We start from the raw sequence: 19,885 nt of genomic DNA, 5'->3' as shown, positions 1-19,885 counted from the left end.
TACGGGTCAAAAATGCTGTCGTACCAACACCTCTACCATGCCGGAAACCTCGCCGATGTGCAGAAGCACGCGCTGCTGGCATGGATGCTCGAGTACCTGACGCAGAAGGACAAGCCGCTCACGTACATCGAGACCCACGCCGGGCGCGGGCTCTATGACCTGTCGAGCGCCGAGGCGCTGAAGACGGGCGAGGCCGAGAAGGGAATCGGCGCGCTGTCGAAGGCGCTGCCGTCGAGCCATCCCTATGCCCGCGCGCTGGCCCGGATCCGCAGCGAGAACGGTCCCCACGCCTACCCTGGCTCGCCGCTGATCGCGGCCACGCTGCTGCGCCCGCAGGACCAGCTGCACCTCGCCGAGCTGCACCCGCAGGAGCACGCGGCGCTGCGGCAGGCACTGCGCGCGCCCAACGTCTCGATCCGCCGGCAGGACGGCTTCGAGCTCGCCCAGAGCCTCTGCCCGCCCGAGCCGCGCCGGGGCCTGCTGCTGGTGGACCCCTCCTACGAGGTGAAGCAGGACTACGACCGCATCCCGAAATTCCTCTCCGCCGTGGCGAAGAAATGGAACGTCGGCGTGCTGGCGCTGTGGTACCCGATCCTGACCTCGGGGCTGCACGCCCCGATGCTGCAGGCACTGACCCGCGACCATCCCGAGGCGCTGCGCCACGAGGTCCACTTCCCGCCGATCCGCGAGGGCCACCGGATGGTGGGCTCGGGGCTCTTCGTGATCAATCCGCCCTGGGGGCTGGCAGACGAGGCGCGGCGGCTCGACGCCCTGTTTTCAAAGGCGAAAAAACGCTGAGGACTCGCCCCGAAGCGGTGTATCCTCGGATCCATGCGCTGGCTTGTCCTGCTTCTCTGCGCCTCTCCGGCGCTCGCCTGCGAGGACCCGATCTGCGAGGTCCCGATCGACCTTCTGCGCTTCACCAGGATCATCGACTTCTCGTCCCTGCCCTCGGGCTACGGGGTCGGGCGGGCGCTGACCGGGGTGATCGACCGGAAGGGCGCGCATTTCGGCGAGCGCTTCGCCGGTCAGGGTCTCGAGACCGCGACCGGGCATGACCACCTGACCGGCCTGCCGCAGCCGCCGCTGACACTGCTGCCCGGCGAAGAGGGCACCAATCTCGGCACCATCAACCTCTGGGGTGACAACGTGCTCAAGGGCCACGGTCCGCGTGGCTTCCCCGATGCGGGCGCCGTGGGCGAAGGCGCCATCGCCGTGCTCTTCGACCGCGACCAGCCGGCGCTGGCGGTGGACATCCGCGGCGGCGAGGGTGGCACGGTTACGCTGGAGTTCTTCGACCGGCACGGACGGCTGATCCAGACCATCACCCGGCAGGTCGACCGCGACACCGGCACGCTGACCCTGCTGCGGCGGGGCGCTGTCCCGGACATCGCGGGCTTCACGGTCGAGAACGAGGACCCCGAGGGGCTCGGCATCGACAATCTGCGCTTCGAGTTCCGCGAACTGCTGGGCGCCCTGCCTGCCCCTCCACGCGGGAGCGACGCCGGATGAGGGCGCTGGCCCTGCTCCTTCTTCTCGTTGCCGCCCCCGCCGATGCGGACGGGCTGCGGGCGGTGCCCTATGCCGCGCTCGAGGCGGCGCCGCACCGGCGCGTGACCTTCGACACCCTGCCCCCGGCGCGCGAGCCCGGCCACGTGCTCGACGCGCTGCTGCGCTTCGACGGCGTCAGCATCGGCAAGCGGCTCTCGGGGCAGGAACTGTCCGAGACCGCCACCAAGGACGGCCGTTTCGAGGATCTCGTGGGCGCGCCCTCGCTGCCGCTGACCGTGCTCGCGGGCACGCCCCGGCACAACATGGCGGTCGCGGCGCATCCGGGGTTCGGCTCCAACGCGCTCTTCCCGCTGGGCCCCGAGGGCGCCGACCGTCGCGGCGGGCGTGGCGAGGGCGCGGCGGTGCTGCTTTTCGACGAGGGGCAATGGCGGCTGGGGCTCAGGGTCCACGCCGATTACGCCGACCCTCTGGGCGCGCGCCCGTCCCGCGGCGCGCTGCATCTGTGCTTCTGGGACGATGACGGCCGGATGATCGCGCATGAGATCGTGACGCCCGGAACCGGCATCATGTCGCTCGCTTGGGAAAGCAATGTGCCAATTCGTGCCCTGAGTGTTACAAATACCGATCCCGGCGGCATTGCCGTCGATGATATCCTGCACCAGATTGATCCTGCTACCGGGTAGAAAGGACAGCGATGCACTTCTCGAGCCATGCAATAAAAGCGTCCTGCGCCAAAGGGTTCCGGGCTTGGGTCGCAACCTGAGGTTCTGGCTGGCCAGGCCCGACGCGGCCCCTTTCGACCCGGGCGACGCCCCCCTGGCACTGGGGGCGCTGCTGCTGCGCGCGGCGCGCACCGACTATGCCGGGCTGTTCAGCGCGCCGGCGACGCTCGACGCGATCCTCGCCCGCCGCTACGACCTGACCGCCGCCGAGGCCGCCGAGATGCGCGAAGCCTGCGAGCGGGTCGAGGCCGCCGCGCCGCAGGACAGCCTGCGCTTTGCCGCGGTGCTGCACGTGGCGGTCTGCTATCACGAACGGCTGGCCATCGCGCTGAGCCTGATCGAGGTGACCGCGGCGCTGGGGATCTGCCACCCGGACGATCCGCTGCTCGCGGCGCTGCTGCAGGCGGTCCTTGGCGTGCACCCTGTGGATCTTGAGTCACCCCGCCGCGCCGGCTGAGGGCAACCCGGAAAATCCCTCTGTTGCCGCGTCTGCATCGCTGTCAGACTGGTGCAAATCAGGCAGGAGGAACAACGCCATGCTCGAGCGCATCAGAACATTCTTCCACCGCGGCCAACCGCCCCGCACGCCCTTGCCCGAGATGGACGCCGCCCACGCCATGGGTGCCCTGCTGGTCAAGGTGGCGATCGCCGATCACACCTACCTGTTCGAGGAGGTGGAACAGATCGACCGCATCCTCGCCGAGGCCTACGGGCTGAAGCCGCTCGCCGCCGCCAGGATGCGGGCGGGCTGCGAGAAGCTCGCCTTCGAGACGCCGGGCATCGAGGAGATGGCCACGCGCATCCGAGAAGGCGTCGACTACGAGCACCGCCGCGCCGCCGTCGAGGCGATGTGGAAGGTCGCGCTGGCCGACGGCATCGGAAACGAACGCGAGTCCGACCTCGTCGACCTGATCGAGGTCCATCTCGGGCTCGAGCGGGAGGATTCCGAGGCCGCCCGCGACGCCGCCGTGATCCCGTAAGCCTCCGTGCGCGGGACGGGCCCTGCCCGGCACGGCCTCCGGCCTCACGCGGAAAAGACCGCGGGCCGCTTCCGGTTTTCCTCAAACGCGTTATATGGTGGATCATGTTCGCTGATTTCCTTCGCCGGCTCGTCGAGCCCGACCCCGCCCCGCTTGCCGATCACGACGCCCGGCTCGCGCTGACCGCTCTGCTGGTGCGGGTGGCGCGCTCGGACGAGAAATACGACGAGACCGAGCGCCAGCGGATCGACCGGATCGTCGCCGCCCGCTACGGGCTCTCGCCCTTCGAGGCGACGAAGCTGCGCAGCGACGGCGAGGCGCTCGAGGCCGAGGCCCCCGACACGGTGCGCTTCACCCGCGCCATCAAGGACGCGGTGGATTACGAGTACCGCATCGGCGTGATAGAGGCGCTTTGGCAGGTGGTGCTTGCCGACGGCGTGCGCGAGGCCGAGGAAGACGCGCTGCTTCGTCTGGTCTCGAACCTGCTCGGCATCAACGACATGGAGAGCGCCCGAGCCCGCCAGCGGGTCGAGAGCAGGAGCTGAACCCCTTTCCAAGGGTCAAACTGACCGTGGATCCTTGATTCCGCGCAGAAATTGGGCGCCACCTCCATGCGGGCGGATGGCGACGGCTTTTCCCGCGCGAATGGCGCACAGCCCCGAAAAACTGCCCATTCGGGACGCAAATACACGCCCTTCGGGTGGGCAAACGCCGCATGACGCGGCGCAAACCGCCATCGTGTCGTCGCTTTGCGCATTGCCAAGCCCGCGCCTTTCCGCCCATCCTCGCGGTGACTTTCAACCACCCCAAAGGTGAGGCTTGCCCGACCCCACGCCCGTCATCGAGATCCGCAACCTTCACAAGGCCTATGGCAGCCTCGAAGTGCTGAAGGGCGTCCATGTCACCGCGCAGCGCGGCGACGTGGTGTCGCTGATCGGGTCCTCGGGCTCGGGGAAATCCACGCTGCTGCGCTGCTGCAACCTGCTCGAGGACAGCCAGCAGGGCGAGGTGCTGTTCAAGGGCGAGCCGGTGATCTGGAAAGGCGAGGGCCACCACCGCCGCCCGGCCGATCCCAAGCAGGTGCTGCGCATCCGGACCAACCTGTCGATGGTGTTCCAGCAGTTCAACCTCTGGTCCCACATGACGATTCTGCAGAACGTGATGGAGGCGCCGCTGACGGTGCTGCAGCGCTCGCCCGGCTCGGTCGAGAAGGCCGCGCGCGGCTATCTCGAGAAGGTCGGCATCGGCGACAAGTGCGACGCCTACCCCGCGCAGCTGTCGGGCGGCCAGCAGCAGCGCGCCGCGATCGCGCGGGCGCTGTGCATGGAGCCTGAGGCGCTGCTCTTCGACGAACCCACCTCGGCGCTCGACCCCGAGCTCGAGCAGGAGGTGGTGAAGGTGATCAAGGATCTCGCCGCCGAGGGGCGGACCATGCTCATCGTGACCCATGACATGAAGATGGCCCATGACGTGAGCGACCACGTGGTGTTCCTGCACCAGGGGCTCATTGAAGAAGAGGGCCCGCCCGAGACCCTGTTCGGCGCACCGAAATCGGAGCGCCTGCAGGGGTTCCTGAAATCCACGACCCACGCCTGAAAGGCGGGGCGCAAAAGACCAACCAAGGGAGCAAAGCAATGAAGAAGATCCTTCTCGGAACCGCCGCGTTGGCGTTCAGCGCCGGCATGGCCCTGGCGCAGGACGTCGTCCGCATGGGCACCGAGGGCGCCTACCCTCCGTACAACTTCATCAACGACCAGGGTGAAGTGGACGGGTTCGAGCGCGAGCTGGGCGACGAGCTCTGCAGCCGCGCCGAGCTGACCTGCGAGTGGGTGACCAACGAGTGGGATTCGATCATCCCCAACCTCGTTTCGGGCAACTACGACACCATCATCGCCGGCATGTCGATCAACGACGAGCGCGACGAGGTCATCGACTTCACCCAGGACTACATCCCGCCCGCCACCTCGTCCTACGTGGCGCTGAGCGAAGACGCGGACCTGACCGGCGTCGTCGCGGCCCAGACCTCGACCCTGCAGTCGGGCTACATCGCCGAGAGCGGCGCCACCCTGCTCGAGTTCGCCACCGCCGACGAGATCGTCGCGGCGCTGCGCAACGGCGAGGCCGACGCGGTGTTCTTCGACACCGACTACCTCGCACCCATCGTCGAGGAATCGGGCGGCGAGCTGATCTTCGTGGGCGAGCCGGTCGTGCTGGGCCGCGGCACCGGGATGGGCATCCGCGAGAGCGACAGCGCGCTGAAGGACAAGTTCGACACCGCCATCGCCTCGATGAAGGACGACGGCTCTCTCAACGAACTGCTGATCAAGTGGTTCGGCGAAGGCACCGACACCTACTGAGCTGACGCCGGCGGCGGGGGCCCTCCCCCGTCGCCGCACCGACCCGGACGCGCATGTTCTCATTCTGCACCGACCCATCGGTCCTTTCGACCCCGGAGTGGTTTGCCTGCTACCTGACCACGGGCAAGCTGATGCTGTTCTACGCCTCCTTCGGGACGGTGCTGCTGCTGCTCGCCATCACCGCGCCGGTTGCACTGGCCTTCGGCTTCGCGGGCGCCTCGGCCGCCCGGGCGCGGTTCGCGCCGCTGAGCTGGCTTGGCCGGCTCTATATCGCGATGGTGCGCGGCGTGCCCGACATCGTGTTCTTCCTGTTCTTCGTGATCGCGCTCGACCAGGGCTTCGAGTACCTCCGTCACAAGATCAAGTGCCCGGACTGGACCGACCCGATCCGTCAGGGCTCGGATTTCATCGTCTGCCCGGCGGCCAAGCTACCGCTCTCGACCTCGCCGCAGATCTGGCACGAGATCTACGGCTTCTCGCTGGCGGTGCTGACCTTCTCCATCGTCTTCGGGGCCTTTGCGGCCAACGTGCTCTACGGCGCCATGCGCGCGGTGCCGCGGGCACAGATCGAGACCGCGGAGGCCTATGGGATGAGCCACCGGCAGACCTTCTGGCGCATCCTGATCCCGCAGATGTGGGTCTATGCGCTGCCCGGCCTGTCGAACCTGTGGATGGTGCTCGTCAAGGCCACGCCGCTGCTGTTCCTGCTCGGTGTCGAGGACATCGTCTACTGGGCGCGCGAGCTCGGCGGCGCCAAGACCGCGCGCTTCACCGACTATCCGCACGGCGACTGGCGGGTGTGGTTCTTCCTCGGGCTGCTGGTGTTCTACCTGTGCTTCACCCGACTCTCGGAGATCGCGCTCGACCGGATCATGAAGCGGCTCACCCGGGGCCAGGCGACGATGGGCGGCGAAGCCCAGAGGAAGGCGGTGTGATGCGTGTGGCACCTGTCGCAGGGGGGCTCTGCCCCCGTCCGCTTCGCGGACTCCCCCGGGATATTTGGGGCCACTGGAAGCCCATCGTCGCGACGGAGGCCGTGGCATGAGCTGCTGGGACGTGGTGGCGGACTACGGTCTGCGCTCGCTGGGGATCGGCGAGCGGCTGTTGCCGCGGGACGATTTCACCATCTGCAAGCAGGTGGTGCTGATCGGGTCGGGGATGATCTGGAACGTCTATTTCGGCGCGCTGGCGCTGGTTTCGGGCTTCTTCCTCGCCACCGCGCTGGCGGTGGGCAAGGCCTCGCACAACCGGCTGGCGCGCAAGGCGTCGGAGTGGTTCATCTTCGTGTTCCGCGGCTCGCCGCTCTTCATCCAGTTCTTCTTCGCCTACTTCCTGTTCCTGTCGCTGAAGTCGGTGTCGCCCATGTTCGGCGCCTTCAGCTCGGCCTGGCTCGGGGCGCTGGTGGTGCTGTTCCTCAACACCGCCGCCTACTCGGGCGAGATCTTCTACGGTGCGCTGCTGTCGGTGCCCAAGGGCGATGTCGAGGCAGCCGACGCCTATGGCTTCTCGGGCTGGCCGCGGTTCCGGCGGATCATCTGGCCCACCATGCTGCGGCTGGCTTGGCCCGCCTACACCAACGAGGCGATCTTCCTCTTCCATGCCACGACGCTCGTCTATTTCAGCGGCTTCCCGGCGCTCCAGCAGCGCGGCGACGCGCTCTATTACGCCAATTACTTCGCCGACAAGACCTTCAACCCTTTCGTGGCCTACCCGATCCTCGCCGGCTATTTCATCGTGCTGACGCTGCTGATCATCTGGCTCTTCGGCGCCATCAACACGCGGCTCAACCGGCATCTCCCGAGCGAGCGGCGCGCGAGGGTGCGCTACCGACCGAACCTGATGCGCTGAGCTTTCCGGCTGACCCGAGGGAGCCCGCAGACGGCTGCTCGTTCGGCTTGCCAGCCGGCGCGAAGACGGCTACGGTCGAATTTGATCAAATTCTGGAACCACGTGATGAACGACCCCAAGAGCTGGCTGCGCAAGAACCCGCAGGTCCGCACGATCCGTGTGGCTGCAAGTGACCTCAACGGACAACCGCGCGGCAAACGCGTGCCCGCGCGCTTCGCCGACAAGGTGGTCGAGGACGGCACGCGCTTTCCGCTGTCGGTGATGAACCTCGACATCTGGGGCGAGGACATCGACGACAGCCCGCTGGTCTTCGAGAGCGGCGACCGCGACGGCGTGCTGCGTCCCACCGAGCGCGGCTTCGTGCCGATGCCGTGGCTCGAGGCGCCCACCGCGCTCCTGCCGATCTGGATGTACCACGAGGACGGCCGGCCCTTCGAGGGCGACCCGCGCCACGCGCTGGCGCAGGTGCTCAAGCGCTACAAGGCGCGCGGGTTGACGCCGATGGTGGCGATCGAGCTCGAGTTCTTCCTGATCGACGACAGCGGCAAGTCGCTGCAGGTGCCGGTCTCGCCTCGTTCGGGCAAGCGGCGCAAGGCCGCCGAGGTGCTGTCGATCCGGGCGCTCGACGCTTTCGACATCTTCTTCACCGACCTCTACGACGCCTGCGAGGACATGGACATTCCCGCCGACCAGGCGATCTCGGAGGCGGGGCTCGGGCAGTTCGAGATCAACCTCATGCACCAGGCCGACGCGCTGCACGCGGCCGACGACGCCTGGCTCTTCAAGATGCTGGTGCGCGGGCTGGCACGGCGCCACGGCTTTGCCGCCTCGTTCATGGCCAAGCCCTACGAGGATTACGCCGGCAGCGGCATGCACGTGCATTTCTCGGTGCTCGACGAGGACGGCAACAACATCTTCGACGACGGCGGGCCGCGTGGCACCGACACGCTGCGCCACGCGGTGGCCGGGCTGATGAATGCCATGCACGACAGCACGCTGATCTTCGCGCCGCATCTCAACAGCTACGACCGCCTCGTGCCCGAGAACCACGCCCCCTGCGGCATCTCCTGGGCCTACGAGAACCGCACCTCGGCGATCCGCATTCCCGGCGGCTCGCCCAAGGGGCGGCGAATCGAGCACCGGGTGGCGGGGGGCGACGTGAACCCCTACCTGCTGCTCGCCACGCTGCTGGGCGCGGCGCTCACCGGCATCGAGGACGGCAGCGAGCCGCCCGCGCCGATCACCGGCAACGCCTATGCGCAGGACCTGCCACTGATCCCCGGCAGCTGGGAGGCGGCGATGGACGCCTTCGAGACCAGCGCGCTGATGCCGCGGATCCTGCCGGCGGGGCTGATCCGCAACCTGCTCGCCACCAAGCGGCAGGAGCTGCACTACATGTCCGAGCTCTCGCCCTCGGAACAGGTTGAAATCTATCTCGACACGGTCTGAGCCCCCCTTGCCGCGCCCCGGAGGCGCGGCTAGGCTTCGGCCCATCACTTACATTGGTGCTTCATGAAAATCGGCATTCTGCAGCCAGGCCTCGTCCCCGACCTTCTCGTCGAGGAGGTCGGCGACTATCCGGAGCAATTCGCGCGCCTGCTTGACGGGCACGGGTTCGAGTTCGAGACCTGGAAGGTGGTCAACGGCGACTTCCCCTCCGGGCCCGAGGCCGCCGATGGCTGGCTCATCACCGGCTCGCGCCACGGCGCCTACGAGGATCACCCGTGGATGGCCCCGCTCGAGGAGCTGATCCGCGCCATCCACGCCGCCGGCAAGCCGCTGATCGGCGTCTGCTTCGGTCACCAGATCATTGCGCAGGCGCTCGGCGGCAAGGTCGAGAAATCCGACAAGGGCTGGGTCGTGGGCCCGACGCTCTACCGCTATCCCAACGGCAACAAGCTGGTGAACGCCTGGCACCAGGACCAGGTGACCGAGCTGCCGCCCGGCGTCGAGGTCGTGGCCTCGTCGGATCTCTGCGCCAACGCGGCGATCCTCTACCCGGGCCACGCCTACACCGTGCAGCCGCACCCCGAGTTCCAGCGCGACTTCGTCGCGGGGCTGATCGAGCACCGCGCGGCCAACGTGCCGCCGGCGCTGGTCGAAGGGGCCGCCTCCAAGCTCGACCTGCCGCTCGACAGCGGTGATCTCGGCGCGCAATTCGCGCTGTTCTTCAAGGAAAAGAGGATCGCATGAGCGATTTCATCGCGAACCTTCCGCCCGCCGCCGCAACCTATCTCGAGGGCCGCCGGCTCGACGAGGTGGAATGCATCGTCGCCGACCTGCCCGGCATCGCCCGCGGCAAGGCGGTGCCCGCGTCGAAATTCGCGCGCCAGACCTATTTCCACCTGCCGGATTCGATCTTCTACCAGACCATCACCGGCGAGTGGGGCGAGGCCGCGGGCGAGGAAGGCTTCATCGAGCGCGACATGATCCTGAAGCCCGACATGGGCACGGCCAGCGCCGCGCCCTGGACCGGGGACTGGACGCTGCAGGTGATCCACGACGCCTTCGACCGCCACGGCGAGCCGATCCCCTACGCGCCGCGCAACGTGCTGAAGCGGGTGGTGAAGCTTTACGAAGAGCAGGGCTGGCAGCCGGTGGTGGCGCCCGAGATGGAGTTCTTCCTGATCGCGCGCAACCTCGATCCGGCCAAGTCGATCGAGCCGATGGTGGGCCGCTCCGGCCGCCCGGCCGCGGCGCGGCAGGCCTATTCGATGACCGCGGTGGACGAGTTCGGCCCGGTTATCGACGACATCTACGACTTCGCCGAGGCGCAGGGCTTCGAGATCGACGGCATCACCCAGGAAGGCGGCGCCGGCCAGCTCGAGATCAACCTTCGACATGGCGATCCGGTCAAGCTTGCCGACGAGGTGTTCTACTTCAAGCGGCTGATCCGCGAGGCGGCGCTGCGGCATGACTGCTTCGCCACCTTCATGGCCAAGCCCATCGCCGACGAGCCGGGATCGGCCATGCACATCCACCACTCGGTGATGGACACGGACACCGGGCGCAACATCTTCTCGGGCCCGCAGGGCGGCGAGACCGATGCGTTCTTCCACTTCATCGGCGGGCTGCAGACGCACCTGCCGGCGGCGGTGGCGGTGATGGCGCCCTACGTGAACTCGTACCGCCGCTACGTGCGCGACCACGCCGCCCCCATCAACCTCGAATGGGGCCGCGACAACCGCACCACCGGCATCCGCGTGCCGCTCTCGGGGCCGGATTCGCGACGCGTCGAGAACCGGCTGGCGGGCATGGACTGCAACCCCTACCTCGGGATCGCGGCGTCGCTGGCCTGCGGCTACCTCGGGCTGATGGAAGAGCGCCGGCCGTCGAGGCAGTTCCGCGGCGATGCCTACGAGGGCGAGGGCGACATCCCCCGCGTGCTGGGCTCGGCGCTGGATCTCTGGGACGAGGCCGATGCCCTGCACGGGGTGCTGGGGCCGGAGTTCGCGCGGGTCTATTCCATCGTGAAACGGGCGGAGTACGAGGAATTCCTCGCGGTGATCTCGCCGTGGGAGCGCGAGCACCTTCTGCTCAACGTCTGAGCCCGCAGACCGGGGCCGGGCCGGAGGGGCGCTGCCCCTCTGCCGCCTGCGGCGTCATTCACCCCGGAGTTTATCCGGCAAGATGAAGAGGTGACCCTTGGACCTGCTGTTCTCGAACGATCGCCACGGCCACTATCCCGAAAGCTGGTACGCGGCGACGGCGATGACGCTCGACGCCTTCCCGGCGCTCGAGGGCGAGACGCGCGCGGATGTCTGCATCGTCGGTGCCGGCTACACCGGCCTCTCGGCGGCGCTGCACATGGCCGAGGCGGGGCTCGACGTGGTGCTGCTCGAGGCGCACCGGGTGGGCTTCGGCGCCTCGGGGCGCAACGGCGGGCAGCTGGGCTCGGGGCAGCGGGTCGACCAGCTGTCGCTCGAGGCGATGATCGGGCGGGAGGACGCGCGCAAGTACTGGGACCTGGGCGAGGAGGCCAAGGACCTGGTGCGCGATCTGATCGCCAGGCACGGCATCGACTGCCACCTGCGCGACGGCGTCGCGTGGTGCGGCTCGCGGCCGGGCGAGGTGGCGCATCTGCATGAGTATGCCGATCACATGGCCGAGCATTACGGCTACGGGATCGAAAAGCACGGGGCCGAGAGCTTCCACGCGATCTGCCCCTCGTCCGACTACAAGGGCGGTGTGGTGGACATGGGCGCGGCGCATCTGCACCCGCTGCGGCTGGCGCAGGGGCTGGCGAAAGCGGCAGCGGGCGCCGGGGCGCGGCTTTTCGAGCGCAGCGTGGTGACCTCGGTCGAGGACGGCGCCGACTGCGTGGTGCGCTGCGAGCGCGGCTCGGTGCGGACCGCGCATGTGGTCTACGCGGGCAACGGCTATCTCGGGCGGTTGCAGCCCAAGGTGGCGCGGCGGGTGATGCCGATCAACAACTTCATCGTCGCAACCGAGCCCCTGGGCCCGCGCGCCGCCGAGGTGCTGACCCGCGACGTGGCGGTGGCCGACTCGCGCCACGTGGTGAACTACTTCCGGCTCAGCCATGACGGGCGGCTGCTGTTCGGCGGCGGCGAGAACTACGGCTACCGCTTCCCCAGGGACATCGCCGCCAAGGTCCGCAAGCCGATGCTGGAGATCTTCCCCCACCTCAAGGACGTTCGGCTCGACTACGCCTGGGGCGGGACACTGGGAATCACCATGAAGCGCCTGCCCTTCCTCGCGCGGCTGGCGCCCAACGTGCTCTCGGCCTCGGGCTATTCCGGTCACGGGGTCGGCACCGCGGTACATGCCGGGCGACTTCTTGCCGAGGCGGTGCGCGGACAGTCGCTTGGCTTCGACGCCATGGCCGCGCTGCCGACGCCCCCCTTCCCCGGCGGAGCCTCGCTGCAAACGCCGCTGCTTACGCTTGCCATGACGTGGTATGCGCTGCGCGATCGCGTCGGTTTCTGAGCTTTTCCACGCCCGGCAGCATGCAGCACCGCTCCGCAACCGGAGCGGTTTTTCACTTGGATGTCACAGAACTGCGGTTTAAGCTTTCCCAAAGTCAACTTTCCGGAAAAGTAAAATGAGCAGCCTGCCCAACATGCATGACGCCGAGCCGATCCCCGAGGAGGCCCGTGCCGAGATCGACCGTCTCCTGCAGTCCGGTGACCTGTTCCGCTACACCGCGCCCGAGGAGTCTCCGGTGGCTCTGCTCGAGCGCGAATTCGCGGCGTTGCTGGGATCGAAATACGCGCTGGCGGTGTCGAGCTGCTCGGCCGCGCTGTTCCTGTCGCTGAAGGCGCTGGGGCTGCCGCGCGACGCGCGCGTGATGATCCCGGGTTTCACCTTCGCCGCGGTGCCTTCGGCGATCATCCACGCCGACTGCGTGCCGGTGCTCTGCGAGGTGGGCGAGAACTACCGCATCGACCTCGGGGATTTCGAGGCCAAGCTCGACCGCGTGCAGGCCGTCATCATCAGCCACATGCGCGGGCACACCTCGGACATGGACGCGATCATGGCGCTCTGCGATGCCCGCGGCATCCCGGTGATCGAGGACGCGGCGCATTCGCTCGGCACCGTCTGGGGCGGGCGCAACATCGGCACCATCGGCAAGATCGGCTGCTTCTCGTTCCAGAGCTACAAGCTGGTGAACGCGGGCGAAGGCGGGATCCTCGTGACCGATGACGCCGACGTGGTGGCGCAGGCGGTGATCCTGTCCGGCGCCTACGAGCACAACTGGAAAAAGCACATGGCCCGGGGCGACAACCGCTCGGACCTGCAGGAGGCCTTTGCGCGCTGGCAGAACCGCCTGCCGCTCTACAACCTGCGCATGTCGAACCTCTCGGCCGCGGTGATCCGTCCGCAGCTGTCGCGGATCGAGCAGCGGGTGCGTGACGGCCGCCGCAACCACGATTTCGTCGCCAGCCGCATCAACGAGAGCCCGTGGATCGAGGTGCCGGCCAAGCTAGGACCGGAAGAGCGGGCGCCGGATTCGCTGCAGTTCAACCTCGTCGGCATGGACCGGGACGAGATGCGCGCCTTTGCAGAGGCCTCGGACGCGATGGGCGTGAAGGTGCAGGTCTTCGGACTGTCGACCGACAACGCGCGCGCCTTCTGGAACTGGCAGTTCCTGCCCGAGATCCCCGAGCTGCCGCGCACCCGCGCCATGCTCGAATGCGCCTGCGACACCCGCCTGCCGGCGCGGCTGACGCTCGAGGATTGCGCCGACGTGGCGAATGTCCTGATCAGCGCCGCCGAGGCGGTGATGTCGGCGCGCCTTGCCTACGGGACCTGATCCCCGGCGCGACGAGCTCTCACGGAAAGCGGAACGGGCGGGGAATTCCCCGCCCGTCCTCGTTTCTACATCGGTTTCGGCAACGGCCCCGCGGGCCGCACGTCACTTTTCCATCTTCGAGAGCTTGCTCTGCAGCTCGGCCAGCTGCTTCTTTATGGAGTCGAGGTCTTCTTCCTCTTCGCCGCTCTCCTTCTCGGGCCCCGACCATTGCGAGCCCATGCCGCCGGTCATCGCCTTCAGGAACGCTTCCTGCTGCGCCTGCATCGCCTCGAGCGCGGGGATCTTGGGCATCATCGGGTTGGCGGCGTGCATGCTCTCGGCCCACTTGGCCTGGCTGTCGCGGAACATCTCGAAGCTCGCCGCGAGGAACTGCGGCACCGTCGAGGTCGCCTGCGTCGTGTAGCTCCGGACAAGGTCCGTGAGCACGTTGATCGGCAGCACGCTCTCGCCCCGGCTCTCGTGCTCGGCGACGATCTGGAGCAGGTACTGGCGGGTCAGGTCGTCACCGGACTTGAGGTCGACGATCTGCACATCCCGTCCATCGCGGATGAAGCCCGCGATGTCCTCCAAAGTGACGTAATCGCTCGTCTCGGTATTGTAGAGACGGCGGCTGGCGTAGCGCTTGATGAGAAGCGGCTTTTCTTGATCTGCCACGTCGTGCCCTCCCTGGCATGCAGCGTTGCAGCAAAGCCTATGCGAGCGCAGAAAAAAAGAAAAGCTTTTGTGTGCAGACGGAAAGCCGGTGTTTCAACCGTTCCCGATGACCCGAACACTGTCGATCCACGCCTGCGTTCCGCGCGAAAACTCCAGCGGCAGGGGCCAGTCGGCAGCCTCGGACACGGCCCGGTTGAACGCCTCGACCTGCAGCACATAGTGGTTCTCGGCCGGGAAGCGCCAGGTTTCGACGTTGCCGCCGCTGCGGTGCAACTCGACGCTGGCCTGCCCGAAGACCTGCGCGTTGAAGGGCACCGGCAGGCGCAGCACCGCGGAGGTGCCGTGCACCACGATCTCCTGCCACGGGGCGGCGCGCATCGAGATCCGGCCGGTGTAGAGGAAGTCGGAGAAACGCGCGGTGATGTGGGTGGTGGCATCGACGCCGTTGCGCATGTCAGTCTGGACCGAGAGCATCTCCTGCGGGTCCTGCCCGGTGAGCAGACGGATCGAGCCGAAGGCATAGATGCCGATGTCGCCAAGCGCCCCGCCCCCGGTCTCCGGCCGGTTGCGGATGTTGTTGAGGTCGTCGTTGTAAAAGCTGTGGGTCGAGTCGACACGGACGATCTCTCCCAGCGCGCCGTCCTGAATCAGCGCGCGCGCTTTGGCGTATTGCGGGTGATGCGCGATCATCCATGCCTCGGCGATGAGCTTGCCGGTGCGGTCACGGGTCTCGATCAGCGCGTCGATGCCCTCGGCGGTCATCGCGATGGGCTTCTCGCAGAGCACGTGTTTGCCCGTCTCCGCCGCCTTTTGCGACCACTCGACGTGCAGCGCGTTGGGCAGCGGGATGTAGACCGCGTCGATGGAGGGATCGGCGAGCAGCGCCTCGTAGCTGTCGTGGACCGCGATCCCCGGTGCCAGGTCGTCGAAGGGCCTGGCCTTGTCGCGACTCGAGGTGGCGATGGCGGCAAGCGCCCCGCCCCGGGCGGCGTGGATCGCGGGCGCCATGTGCTCGCGGGCAAATTTCGCGGCACCAAGGATGCCCCAGCGCAGGTGATCGGCCATGAGTTCCCTCCGACGTGATGACGTTCCATTGCTGGCGCCGAGCCTAGCGCGATGGGGCCCGCGCGCAACCCGCGCCGGGGGGCGGAACGGGTCCCGAAAACGCAGACGCCCGCGCCTTTGCAGGCACGGGCGTCCAAGTTTTGTCTATGCTCGGAAGAGCGGTCAGGCGTCGACCACCATGCCCTGATCGCGGGCCAGCTCGCGCATGCGCTTCTGCAGCTTCTCGAAGGCGCGAACCTCGATCTGCCGGATACGCTCGCGGCTCACGTCGTAGACGCTGGACAGGTCCTCGAGCGTCACCGGCTGCTCGGCCAGACGGCGCTGGGTGAGGATGTCCTTCTCACGGTCATTGAGAACGTCCATGGCCTGCGCCAGCAGCGCGCGGCGCGCCTCAAGCTCATTGCGCTCGGCGTAGTCGGAGGCCTGGTCGGCGCCCTCGTCCTCGAGCCAGTCCTGCCACTGCATGGAGCTGTCGTCATCGCTGCCCACCGTGGCGTTCAGCGAGGCGTCGCCACCGGACAGACGGCGGTTCATCGAGATCACCTCGTCCTTCGACACGCCCAGATCGGTGGCGATCTTCTCGACGTGCTCGGGACGCAGATCGCCCTCTTCAAGCGCACCGATGCGCGACTTGGCCTTGCGCAGGTTGAAGAACAGCTTCTTCTGCGCGCTGGTGGTACCGAGCTTCACCAACGACCAGGAGCGCAGGATGTACTCCTGGATCGAGGCACGGATCCACCACATGGCGTAGGTGGCCAGACGGAAGCCCTTTTCCGGGTCGAAGCGTTTCACCGCCTGCATGAGACCCACGTTCGCTTCGGAAATCACCTCGGCCTGCGGCAGGCCGTAGCCGCGGTAGCCCATGGCGATCTTGGCCGCGAGCCGCAGGTGGCTGGTGACCAGCTTGTGGGCCGACGGGGCATCCTGATCCTCAACCCAGCGCTTGGCCAGCATGTACTCTTCTTCCGGCTCGAGCAGCGGGAACTTCCGGATTTCGGAGAGGTAGCGGCTGAGGCCCGCCTCGGGGGACGGCGCCGGGAGATTGGCGTAATTGGACACGATCCCTGTTTCCTCCAATGTTACGGGGCTTAACATCCCATTTGGGAACCGCCCGGTTCGATTTCAAGCCCAGGGGTGCAAACCCCTGTGGTGTCTGTGCTTGTTACGATGATAACGCAGCTTCCCGCCGGACGGATCCAGCAATCGGCGGCGCTCACCCGATTGGGAAGGGTTGTAACACGTGTGCGCCGGTGTGGCATCTGCTGAAACGAGCCACACCTATGTGCGCAGACGCTCAGACTGGCGTCGCCGCGCGCAACGCCTCGATCAGCGCGTCCATGTCGTCGGGCAGCGGCGACTCGAAGCGCAGGCGCTCGCCGGTCACCGGATGGTCGAAGCCCAGCTCCGCCGCGTGCAGCGCCTGACGCGAGAAACCCGAGACCGCTTCGGTGGCGACGGGGCCGATGGCCTTCACCGGCGGCTTGCGGCGCCCTCCGTAGACCGGATCGCCGACGAGCCCGTGGCCGGCATGGGCCATGTGCACGCGGATCTGGTGGGTCCGCCCGGTCTCGAGCCGGCACTGCACCAACGCCATGGCGGGCGGGGTGCCGAAGGTCTCGAGCACCGAGGCGCGGGTGGTGGCGTGGCGCCCCTGCCCGTCGAAATAGACCGCCTGCCGCTGCCGGTCGGTCTTGTGCCGCGCGAGCCCCGACTGGATGCGGATCACGCCGCCCGGCTCCATCGACACGCCGCGGGTGCCGACGAGCCGCGGATCGCCCGCGTCCGGCACCCCGTAGACGACCGCGAGATAGGCGCGGTCGGCACTGTGGGCCTCGAACTGCGCGGCGAGCCCGTGGTGGGCGCGGTCGGACTTGGCCACCACCAGCAGCCCCGAGGTATCCTTGTCGATGCGGTGCACGATGCCCGGCCGCGCCACGCCGCCGACGCCCGAGAGCCGCCCGCCGAAATGGTGCAGCAGCGCGTTCACCAGCGTGCCCGAGGGCGTGCCGGGCGCGGGATGCACCACCATGCCCGCAGGCTTGTCGACCACCACGAGGTCCTCGTCCTCCCACACGATGCTGAGCGGAATGTCCTCGGGGCCGATGTGGCTGTCCTCGGCCTGCGGCACGGTGATGAGGATCTCGTCGCCCTCGACCACCCTGGCCTTGGGATCGGTCAGCACCTCGCCCGCCCGCGTCACCGCGCCCTCGGCAATCAGGCGCGCCAGCCGGGTCCGCGACAGGGCCGCTTCCTCTGGTACATCGCGCGCCAGCGCCTTATCAAGACGCGGCGGCGGGGCTTCCCCGATGATGATGCGCAGAGGCTTGTCCATGTCCGAGACCCCGAAGTCCGAGAATGCGTCCGAAACGCTGCCGGAACCGGCCAACCTGCGCTTCCTGCGCCTGCTGGTGACGGTTCTGACGGCGGTGATGATCGCGGGGCTTCTAGCGATCCTTGCGATGATTGTCATCTCCTACCGTTCCGCCCGTGCCCCCCTGCCCGAGGTCATCACCCTGCCCGACGGCGCCGAGGCCAGCGCCTTTACCCAAGGGGCGGACTGGTACGCGGTGGTGACGGAGGGCAACGAGATCCTCATCTTCGACCGCGCCAACGGCGAGCTGCGCCAGACGCTCCGGATCGAATCGGCGGAGTGACCGCGCGTCTCGCGGCCCTCGGCGCTGTCACGGGATCGGTGCCGGTCTCTCACATTCGAGAGAGACCGGGCGAACCAGGACCCGGAGATGCGTCGCCTCGCCGAGGAGATCATCTCGGCTCAGGGCAGGGAAATCGCCTTCATGACCGAGTGGCTCGCGAAGACCGCGAAGTGATGAGATGAAACCGTCGGCCGGGGTCGCGTGAGTCCGGCCGGCATTGGTCTGGCGGCGTTGCCGGGCGTCTGCGGAGGCGGCGACTCGGTGAGAGGCGTGGCGTAAGGCTGGCTGAAATGGCGGTTCGTCTCGCGGCACCGGGATGCCTGACCAGTCAAGATGACGGATCGCGGCACGACAACAGTGCAAGCGCCCGCCAGAGCGGTCCACCCTGCTCGGTAATCGTGTGATTTCAGGAAGAAAGTGGTGGGCGACCTTGGAATCGAACCAAGCGTGCGTCTCCGCGAGGGAGTTACAGTCCCCTGCCACACCTTGCGGCCTGTCGCCCACTTTCTTGCCGGTGTCCCGGCGTGTGGCGCTGATTACAAAAGCCCCAAACCGGCGTCAACAGGAAAATCCCTTGCGACGCGGACGACGGAAGGGCAAGGGAAAGGCACCGCAGGAAGAGAGGCTGGCGATGGTGAAGAAACCGAAATGGGTGGTCGAGAAGGAACAGTCGAAGAAGGCCCGCGCGGCCGAGACCGTCTGGCTTTTCGGTCTGCACGCGGTGCGCGACGCGCTGATGAATCCCCGCCGCGAGAAGCTTCGCCTGATCGTGACCCTGAACGCGCAGGCCAAACTTGAAGACGCCATCGCCGCGGGCGGGATCGAGCCCGAGATCCACGATCCGCGCAAGTTCGGCGCGCCGCTCGATCCGCAGTCGGTTCACCAGGGCGCCTCGCTCGAGGTCAAGCCGCTCGATTGGGGCCGGCTCGAGGACGTTGCCATGGGCGACGGCGAGACGCCGCCGCGACTGGTGCTGCTCGACCGGGTGACCGACCCGCACAACGTCGGCGCCATCCTGCGCTCGGCCGAGGTGTTCGGCGCGCAGGCGGTCATCGGCACGCAGCACCATGCCGCCCCCGAAACCGGCGCGCTGGCCAAGACCGCCTCGGGCGCGCTGGAACGCCAGCCCTACCTGCGCGAGCGCAACCTCGCGGACACCATCCGGGCGCTGCAGGAGATGGGCTACCTCGTGCTCGGGCTTGACGGCGAGGCCGATACCACCATCGAGGCCGCGCTCGAGGGCATGCGCGACCGCGCCGTGGCGCTGGTGCTGGGCGCCGAGGGGCCGGGTCTTCGCGAGAAGACCAAGGAAACGGTGGACCGGCTGGTGCGCATCGAGTTCGCCCGCAGCTTCGGCTCGCTCAACGTCTCGAACGCCGCCGCGGTGGCGCTCTACGCCGCCCGCCCCTGAGCTTGCGGGCCGCCGCGCCGCGGCCCATATAGCCCTGATGCCGAACACAAAGATCGCCACCTGCTGCTACTGCGGCACCCGCGCGGCGCTGGTCCTCGACTCGGGGCGCCACGAACTGAGCTGCGCCTCCTGCGGGGCGCCGCTGCACGAGCTGAAGAAGCTGCGCGCCGATGCGGTGGACCGCGACGCCCCGCGCCACCGGCCCGCCCGCTTTCCCGACGCGGCGCAGACGCCGCGCCGCGGCAAGCCTCCCAAGGGTTACAAGAAGAAGAAGCGCAAAACCTTGGGCCGCAAGGCCGCCAAGGGGTTCCTCGACCTTCTCGACGATCTCTTCGACTGAAGGGCCCCGCCCGGCGCCCTGCTCTGGAGCCTGTGAAAAGCCCCACGCAAACGCGCCATGCGCACAGT

Annotated in this window: 23 protein-coding genes and 1 tRNA gene; 19 read left to right on the top strand and 5 right to left on the bottom strand. The window is 67.8% G+C overall.

Annotated elements, in window-relative coordinates; genetic code table 11:
- The first annotated feature begins 12 nt into the window (after window positions 1-12).
- The 15 genes from BLQ77_RS21760 to BLQ77_RS21690 all read left to right on the top strand — a co-directional run bounded on the left by BLQ77_RS21760 (window position 13) and on the right by BLQ77_RS21690 (window position 13,693).
- Window positions 13-798, top strand: coding sequence for a 23S rRNA (adenine(2030)-N(6))-methyltransferase RlmJ (locus tag BLQ77_RS21760; RefSeq protein ID WP_089962837.1), 786 nt, complete (start codon window positions 13-15; stop codon window positions 796-798).
- Window positions 799-831: 33 nt separating this feature from the next.
- Window positions 832-1,512 (top strand): hypothetical protein, encoded by a 681-nt coding sequence (locus BLQ77_RS21755; protein ID WP_089962835.1) that lies wholly within the window; start codon window positions 832-834, stop codon window positions 1,510-1,512.
- A complete protein-coding gene (locus BLQ77_RS21750; RefSeq protein WP_089962834.1) occupies window positions 1,509-2,195 on the top strand; it encodes a hypothetical protein in 687 nt (228 codons plus the stop codon). The genes BLQ77_RS21755 and BLQ77_RS21750 overlap by 4 nt, the downstream gene beginning before the upstream one ends.
- Window positions 2,196-2,259: 64 nt before the next feature.
- Window positions 2,260-2,691 (top strand): TerB family tellurite resistance protein, encoded by a 432-nt coding sequence (locus tag BLQ77_RS21745; RefSeq protein ID WP_089962832.1) that lies wholly within the window; start codon window positions 2,260-2,262, stop codon window positions 2,689-2,691.
- 79 nt (window positions 2,692-2,770) lie between these two features.
- On the top strand, window positions 2,771-3,214 hold the full coding sequence (locus BLQ77_RS21740) for a tellurite resistance TerB family protein (protein ID WP_008883407.1): 444 nt from the start codon (window positions 2,771-2,773) through the stop codon (window positions 3,212-3,214).
- Window positions 3,215-3,318: 104 nt separating this feature from the next.
- Window positions 3,319-3,759 (top strand): tellurite resistance TerB family protein, encoded by a 441-nt coding sequence (locus tag BLQ77_RS21735; RefSeq protein WP_089962831.1) that lies wholly within the window; start codon window positions 3,319-3,321, stop codon window positions 3,757-3,759.
- A gap of 274 nt (window positions 3,760-4,033) precedes the next feature.
- Window positions 4,034-4,810, top strand: coding sequence for an ABC transporter ATP-binding protein (locus BLQ77_RS21730; RefSeq protein ID WP_089962829.1), 777 nt, complete (start codon window positions 4,034-4,036; stop codon window positions 4,808-4,810).
- A gap of 38 nt (window positions 4,811-4,848) precedes the next feature.
- Window positions 4,849-5,571 carry a transporter substrate-binding domain-containing protein gene (locus BLQ77_RS21725; protein WP_089962828.1) on the top strand — a complete coding sequence of 241 codons (723 nt, stop codon included), beginning with the start codon at window positions 4,849-4,851 and terminating at the stop codon, window positions 5,569-5,571.
- A 53-nt stretch (window positions 5,572-5,624) separates the two neighbouring features.
- On the top strand, window positions 5,625-6,506 hold the full coding sequence (locus BLQ77_RS21720) for an ABC transporter permease (protein ID WP_089962826.1): 882 nt from the start codon (window positions 5,625-5,627) through the stop codon (window positions 6,504-6,506).
- Window positions 6,507-6,612: 106 nt separating this feature from the next.
- Window positions 6,613-7,419 (top strand): ABC transporter permease, encoded by an 807-nt coding sequence (locus BLQ77_RS21715; RefSeq protein WP_008883513.1) that lies wholly within the window; start codon window positions 6,613-6,615, stop codon window positions 7,417-7,419.
- 105 nt (window positions 7,420-7,524) lie between these two features.
- Complete coding sequence (locus tag BLQ77_RS21710; RefSeq protein ID WP_040383702.1) at window positions 7,525-8,868, top strand: glutamine synthetase family protein; 1,344 nt, start codon at window positions 7,525-7,527, stop codon at window positions 8,866-8,868.
- A gap of 63 nt (window positions 8,869-8,931) precedes the next feature.
- Complete coding sequence (locus BLQ77_RS21705) at window positions 8,932-9,612, top strand: type 1 glutamine amidotransferase (RefSeq protein WP_089962825.1); 681 nt, start codon at window positions 8,932-8,934, stop codon at window positions 9,610-9,612.
- The gene (locus BLQ77_RS21700; protein WP_008883238.1) at window positions 9,609-10,967 is read left to right on the top strand and encodes a glutamine synthetase family protein; all 1,359 of its coding nucleotides are present in this window, start codon (window positions 9,609-9,611) and stop codon (window positions 10,965-10,967) included. Before BLQ77_RS21705 ends, BLQ77_RS21700 begins: the two co-directional genes overlap by 4 nt.
- A gap of 97 nt (window positions 10,968-11,064) precedes the next feature.
- Window positions 11,065-12,366: an NAD(P)/FAD-dependent oxidoreductase gene (locus tag BLQ77_RS21695; RefSeq protein WP_089962823.1), complete on the top strand. Its 1,302-nt coding sequence runs from the start codon at window positions 11,065-11,067 to the stop codon at window positions 12,364-12,366.
- A 115-nt stretch (window positions 12,367-12,481) separates the two neighbouring features.
- Window positions 12,482-13,693, top strand: a complete 1,212-nt coding sequence (locus BLQ77_RS21690; protein ID WP_089962822.1) for a DegT/DnrJ/EryC1/StrS family aminotransferase — start codon at window positions 12,482-12,484, stop codon at window positions 13,691-13,693.
- 102 nt (window positions 13,694-13,795) lie between these two features.
- Here the strand turns inward: BLQ77_RS21690 and phaR are convergent, their stop codons facing one another.
- From phaR to BLQ77_RS21670, 4 genes are all read right to left on the bottom strand, one after another.
- A complete protein-coding gene (phaR, locus tag BLQ77_RS21685; RefSeq protein ID WP_008882995.1) occupies window positions 13,796-14,347 on the bottom strand; it encodes a polyhydroxyalkanoate synthesis repressor PhaR in 552 nt (183 codons plus the stop codon).
- Window positions 14,348-14,440: 93 nt separating this feature from the next.
- Window positions 14,441-15,412: a Gfo/Idh/MocA family protein gene (locus BLQ77_RS21680; RefSeq protein ID WP_089962820.1), complete on the bottom strand. Its 972-nt coding sequence runs from the start codon at window positions 15,410-15,412 to the stop codon at window positions 14,441-14,443.
- 162 nt (window positions 15,413-15,574) lie between these two features.
- Window positions 15,575-16,471 carry an RNA polymerase sigma factor RpoH gene (gene rpoH / locus BLQ77_RS21675; protein WP_008883501.1) on the bottom strand — a complete coding sequence of 299 codons (897 nt, stop codon included), beginning with the start codon at window positions 16,469-16,471 and terminating at the stop codon, window positions 15,575-15,577.
- A 235-nt stretch (window positions 16,472-16,706) separates the two neighbouring features.
- Window positions 16,707-17,744 (bottom strand): RluA family pseudouridine synthase, encoded by a 1,038-nt coding sequence (locus tag BLQ77_RS21670; RefSeq protein WP_089962819.1) that lies wholly within the window; start codon window positions 17,742-17,744, stop codon window positions 16,707-16,709.
- Here BLQ77_RS21670 and BLQ77_RS21665 point away from each other — a divergent pair.
- Together BLQ77_RS21665 and BLQ77_RS29705 are read left to right on the top strand one after the other, a co-directional pair.
- Window positions 17,743-18,066, top strand: coding sequence for a DUF6476 family protein (locus BLQ77_RS21665; RefSeq protein WP_089962817.1), 324 nt, complete (start codon window positions 17,743-17,745; stop codon window positions 18,064-18,066). The two genes, BLQ77_RS21670 and BLQ77_RS21665, sit on opposite strands and share 2 nt — an antisense overlap.
- A 24-nt stretch (window positions 18,067-18,090) precedes the next feature.
- A complete protein-coding gene (locus BLQ77_RS29705) occupies window positions 18,091-18,240 on the top strand; it encodes a DUF305 domain-containing protein (protein ID WP_278184719.1) in 150 nt (49 codons plus the stop codon).
- Between the two features lie 244 nt (window positions 18,241-18,484).
- Here BLQ77_RS29705 and BLQ77_RS28895 read toward each other — a convergent pair.
- Window positions 18,485-18,568: transfer RNA gene (locus tag BLQ77_RS28895), tRNA-Tyr, on the bottom strand.
- Between the two features lie 129 nt (window positions 18,569-18,697).
- On the opposite strand from BLQ77_RS28895, the gene rlmB reads away from it, so the two are divergent.
- Window positions 18,698-19,477, top strand: coding sequence for a 23S rRNA (guanosine(2251)-2'-O)-methyltransferase RlmB (gene rlmB / locus BLQ77_RS21655; RefSeq protein WP_207545872.1), 780 nt, complete (start codon window positions 18,698-18,700; stop codon window positions 19,475-19,477).
- A gap of 37 nt (window positions 19,478-19,514) precedes the next feature.
- A complete protein-coding gene (locus BLQ77_RS21650) occupies window positions 19,515-19,817 on the top strand; it encodes a hypothetical protein (RefSeq protein WP_089962814.1) in 303 nt (100 codons plus the stop codon).
- Window positions 19,818-19,885: the final 68 nt, after the last annotated feature.

It is taken from the genome of Salipiger thiooxidans, assembly GCF_900102075.1.
Lineage (GTDB): Bacteria > Pseudomonadota > Alphaproteobacteria > Rhodobacterales > Rhodobacteraceae > Salipiger > Salipiger thiooxidans.
The sequence above is the reverse complement of the archived record's forward strand: the minus strand, read 5'-3'. Positions and strand labels throughout refer to the sequence as shown.

Bases quoted from the DNA above. Each gene is read 5' to 3' on its own strand.
- BLQ77_RS21740 (WP_008883407.1), top strand. From the start codon at position 2,771: ATGCTCGAGCGCATCAGAACATTCTTCCACCGCGGCCAACCGCCCCGC.
- BLQ77_RS21710 (WP_040383702.1), top strand. From the start codon at position 7,525: ATGAACGACCCCAAGAGCTGGCTGCGCAAGAACCCGCAGGTCCGCACG.
- BLQ77_RS21690 (WP_089962822.1), top strand. From the start codon at position 12,482: ATGAGCAGCCTGCCCAACATGCATGACGCCGAGCCGATCCCCGAGGAG.
- BLQ77_RS21715 (WP_008883513.1), top strand. From the start codon at position 6,613: ATGAGCTGCTGGGACGTGGTGGCGGACTACGGTCTGCGCTCGCTGGGG.
- BLQ77_RS21700 (WP_008883238.1), top strand. From the start codon at position 9,609: ATGAGCGATTTCATCGCGAACCTTCCGCCCGCCGCCGCAACCTATCTC.
- BLQ77_RS21755 (WP_089962835.1), top strand. From the start codon at position 832: ATGCGCTGGCTTGTCCTGCTTCTCTGCGCCTCTCCGGCGCTCGCCTGC.
- BLQ77_RS21725 (WP_089962828.1), top strand. From the start codon at position 4,849: ATGAAGAAGATCCTTCTCGGAACCGCCGCGTTGGCGTTCAGCGCCGGC.
- BLQ77_RS21735 (WP_089962831.1), top strand. From the start codon at position 3,319: ATGTTCGCTGATTTCCTTCGCCGGCTCGTCGAGCCCGACCCCGCCCCG.
- BLQ77_RS21665 (WP_089962817.1), top strand. From the start codon at position 17,743: ATGTCCGAGACCCCGAAGTCCGAGAATGCGTCCGAAACGCTGCCGGAA.
- BLQ77_RS21670 (WP_089962819.1), bottom strand. From the start codon at position 17,744: ATGGACAAGCCTCTGCGCATCATCATCGGGGAAGCCCCGCCGCCGCGT.
- BLQ77_RS21705 (WP_089962825.1), top strand. From the start codon at position 8,932: ATGAAAATCGGCATTCTGCAGCCAGGCCTCGTCCCCGACCTTCTCGTC.
- BLQ77_RS21650 (WP_089962814.1), top strand. From the start codon at position 19,515: ATGCCGAACACAAAGATCGCCACCTGCTGCTACTGCGGCACCCGCGCG.
- BLQ77_RS21720 (WP_089962826.1), top strand. From the start codon at position 5,625: ATGTTCTCATTCTGCACCGACCCATCGGTCCTTTCGACCCCGGAGTGG.
- rlmB (WP_207545872.1), top strand. From the start codon at position 18,698: ATGGTGAAGAAACCGAAATGGGTGGTCGAGAAGGAACAGTCGAAGAAG.
- BLQ77_RS21760 (WP_089962837.1), top strand. From the start codon at position 13: ATGCTGTCGTACCAACACCTCTACCATGCCGGAAACCTCGCCGATGTG.
- BLQ77_RS21680 (WP_089962820.1), bottom strand. From the start codon at position 15,412: ATGGCCGATCACCTGCGCTGGGGCATCCTTGGTGCCGCGAAATTTGCC.
- BLQ77_RS21750 (WP_089962834.1), top strand. From the start codon at position 1,509: ATGAGGGCGCTGGCCCTGCTCCTTCTTCTCGTTGCCGCCCCCGCCGAT.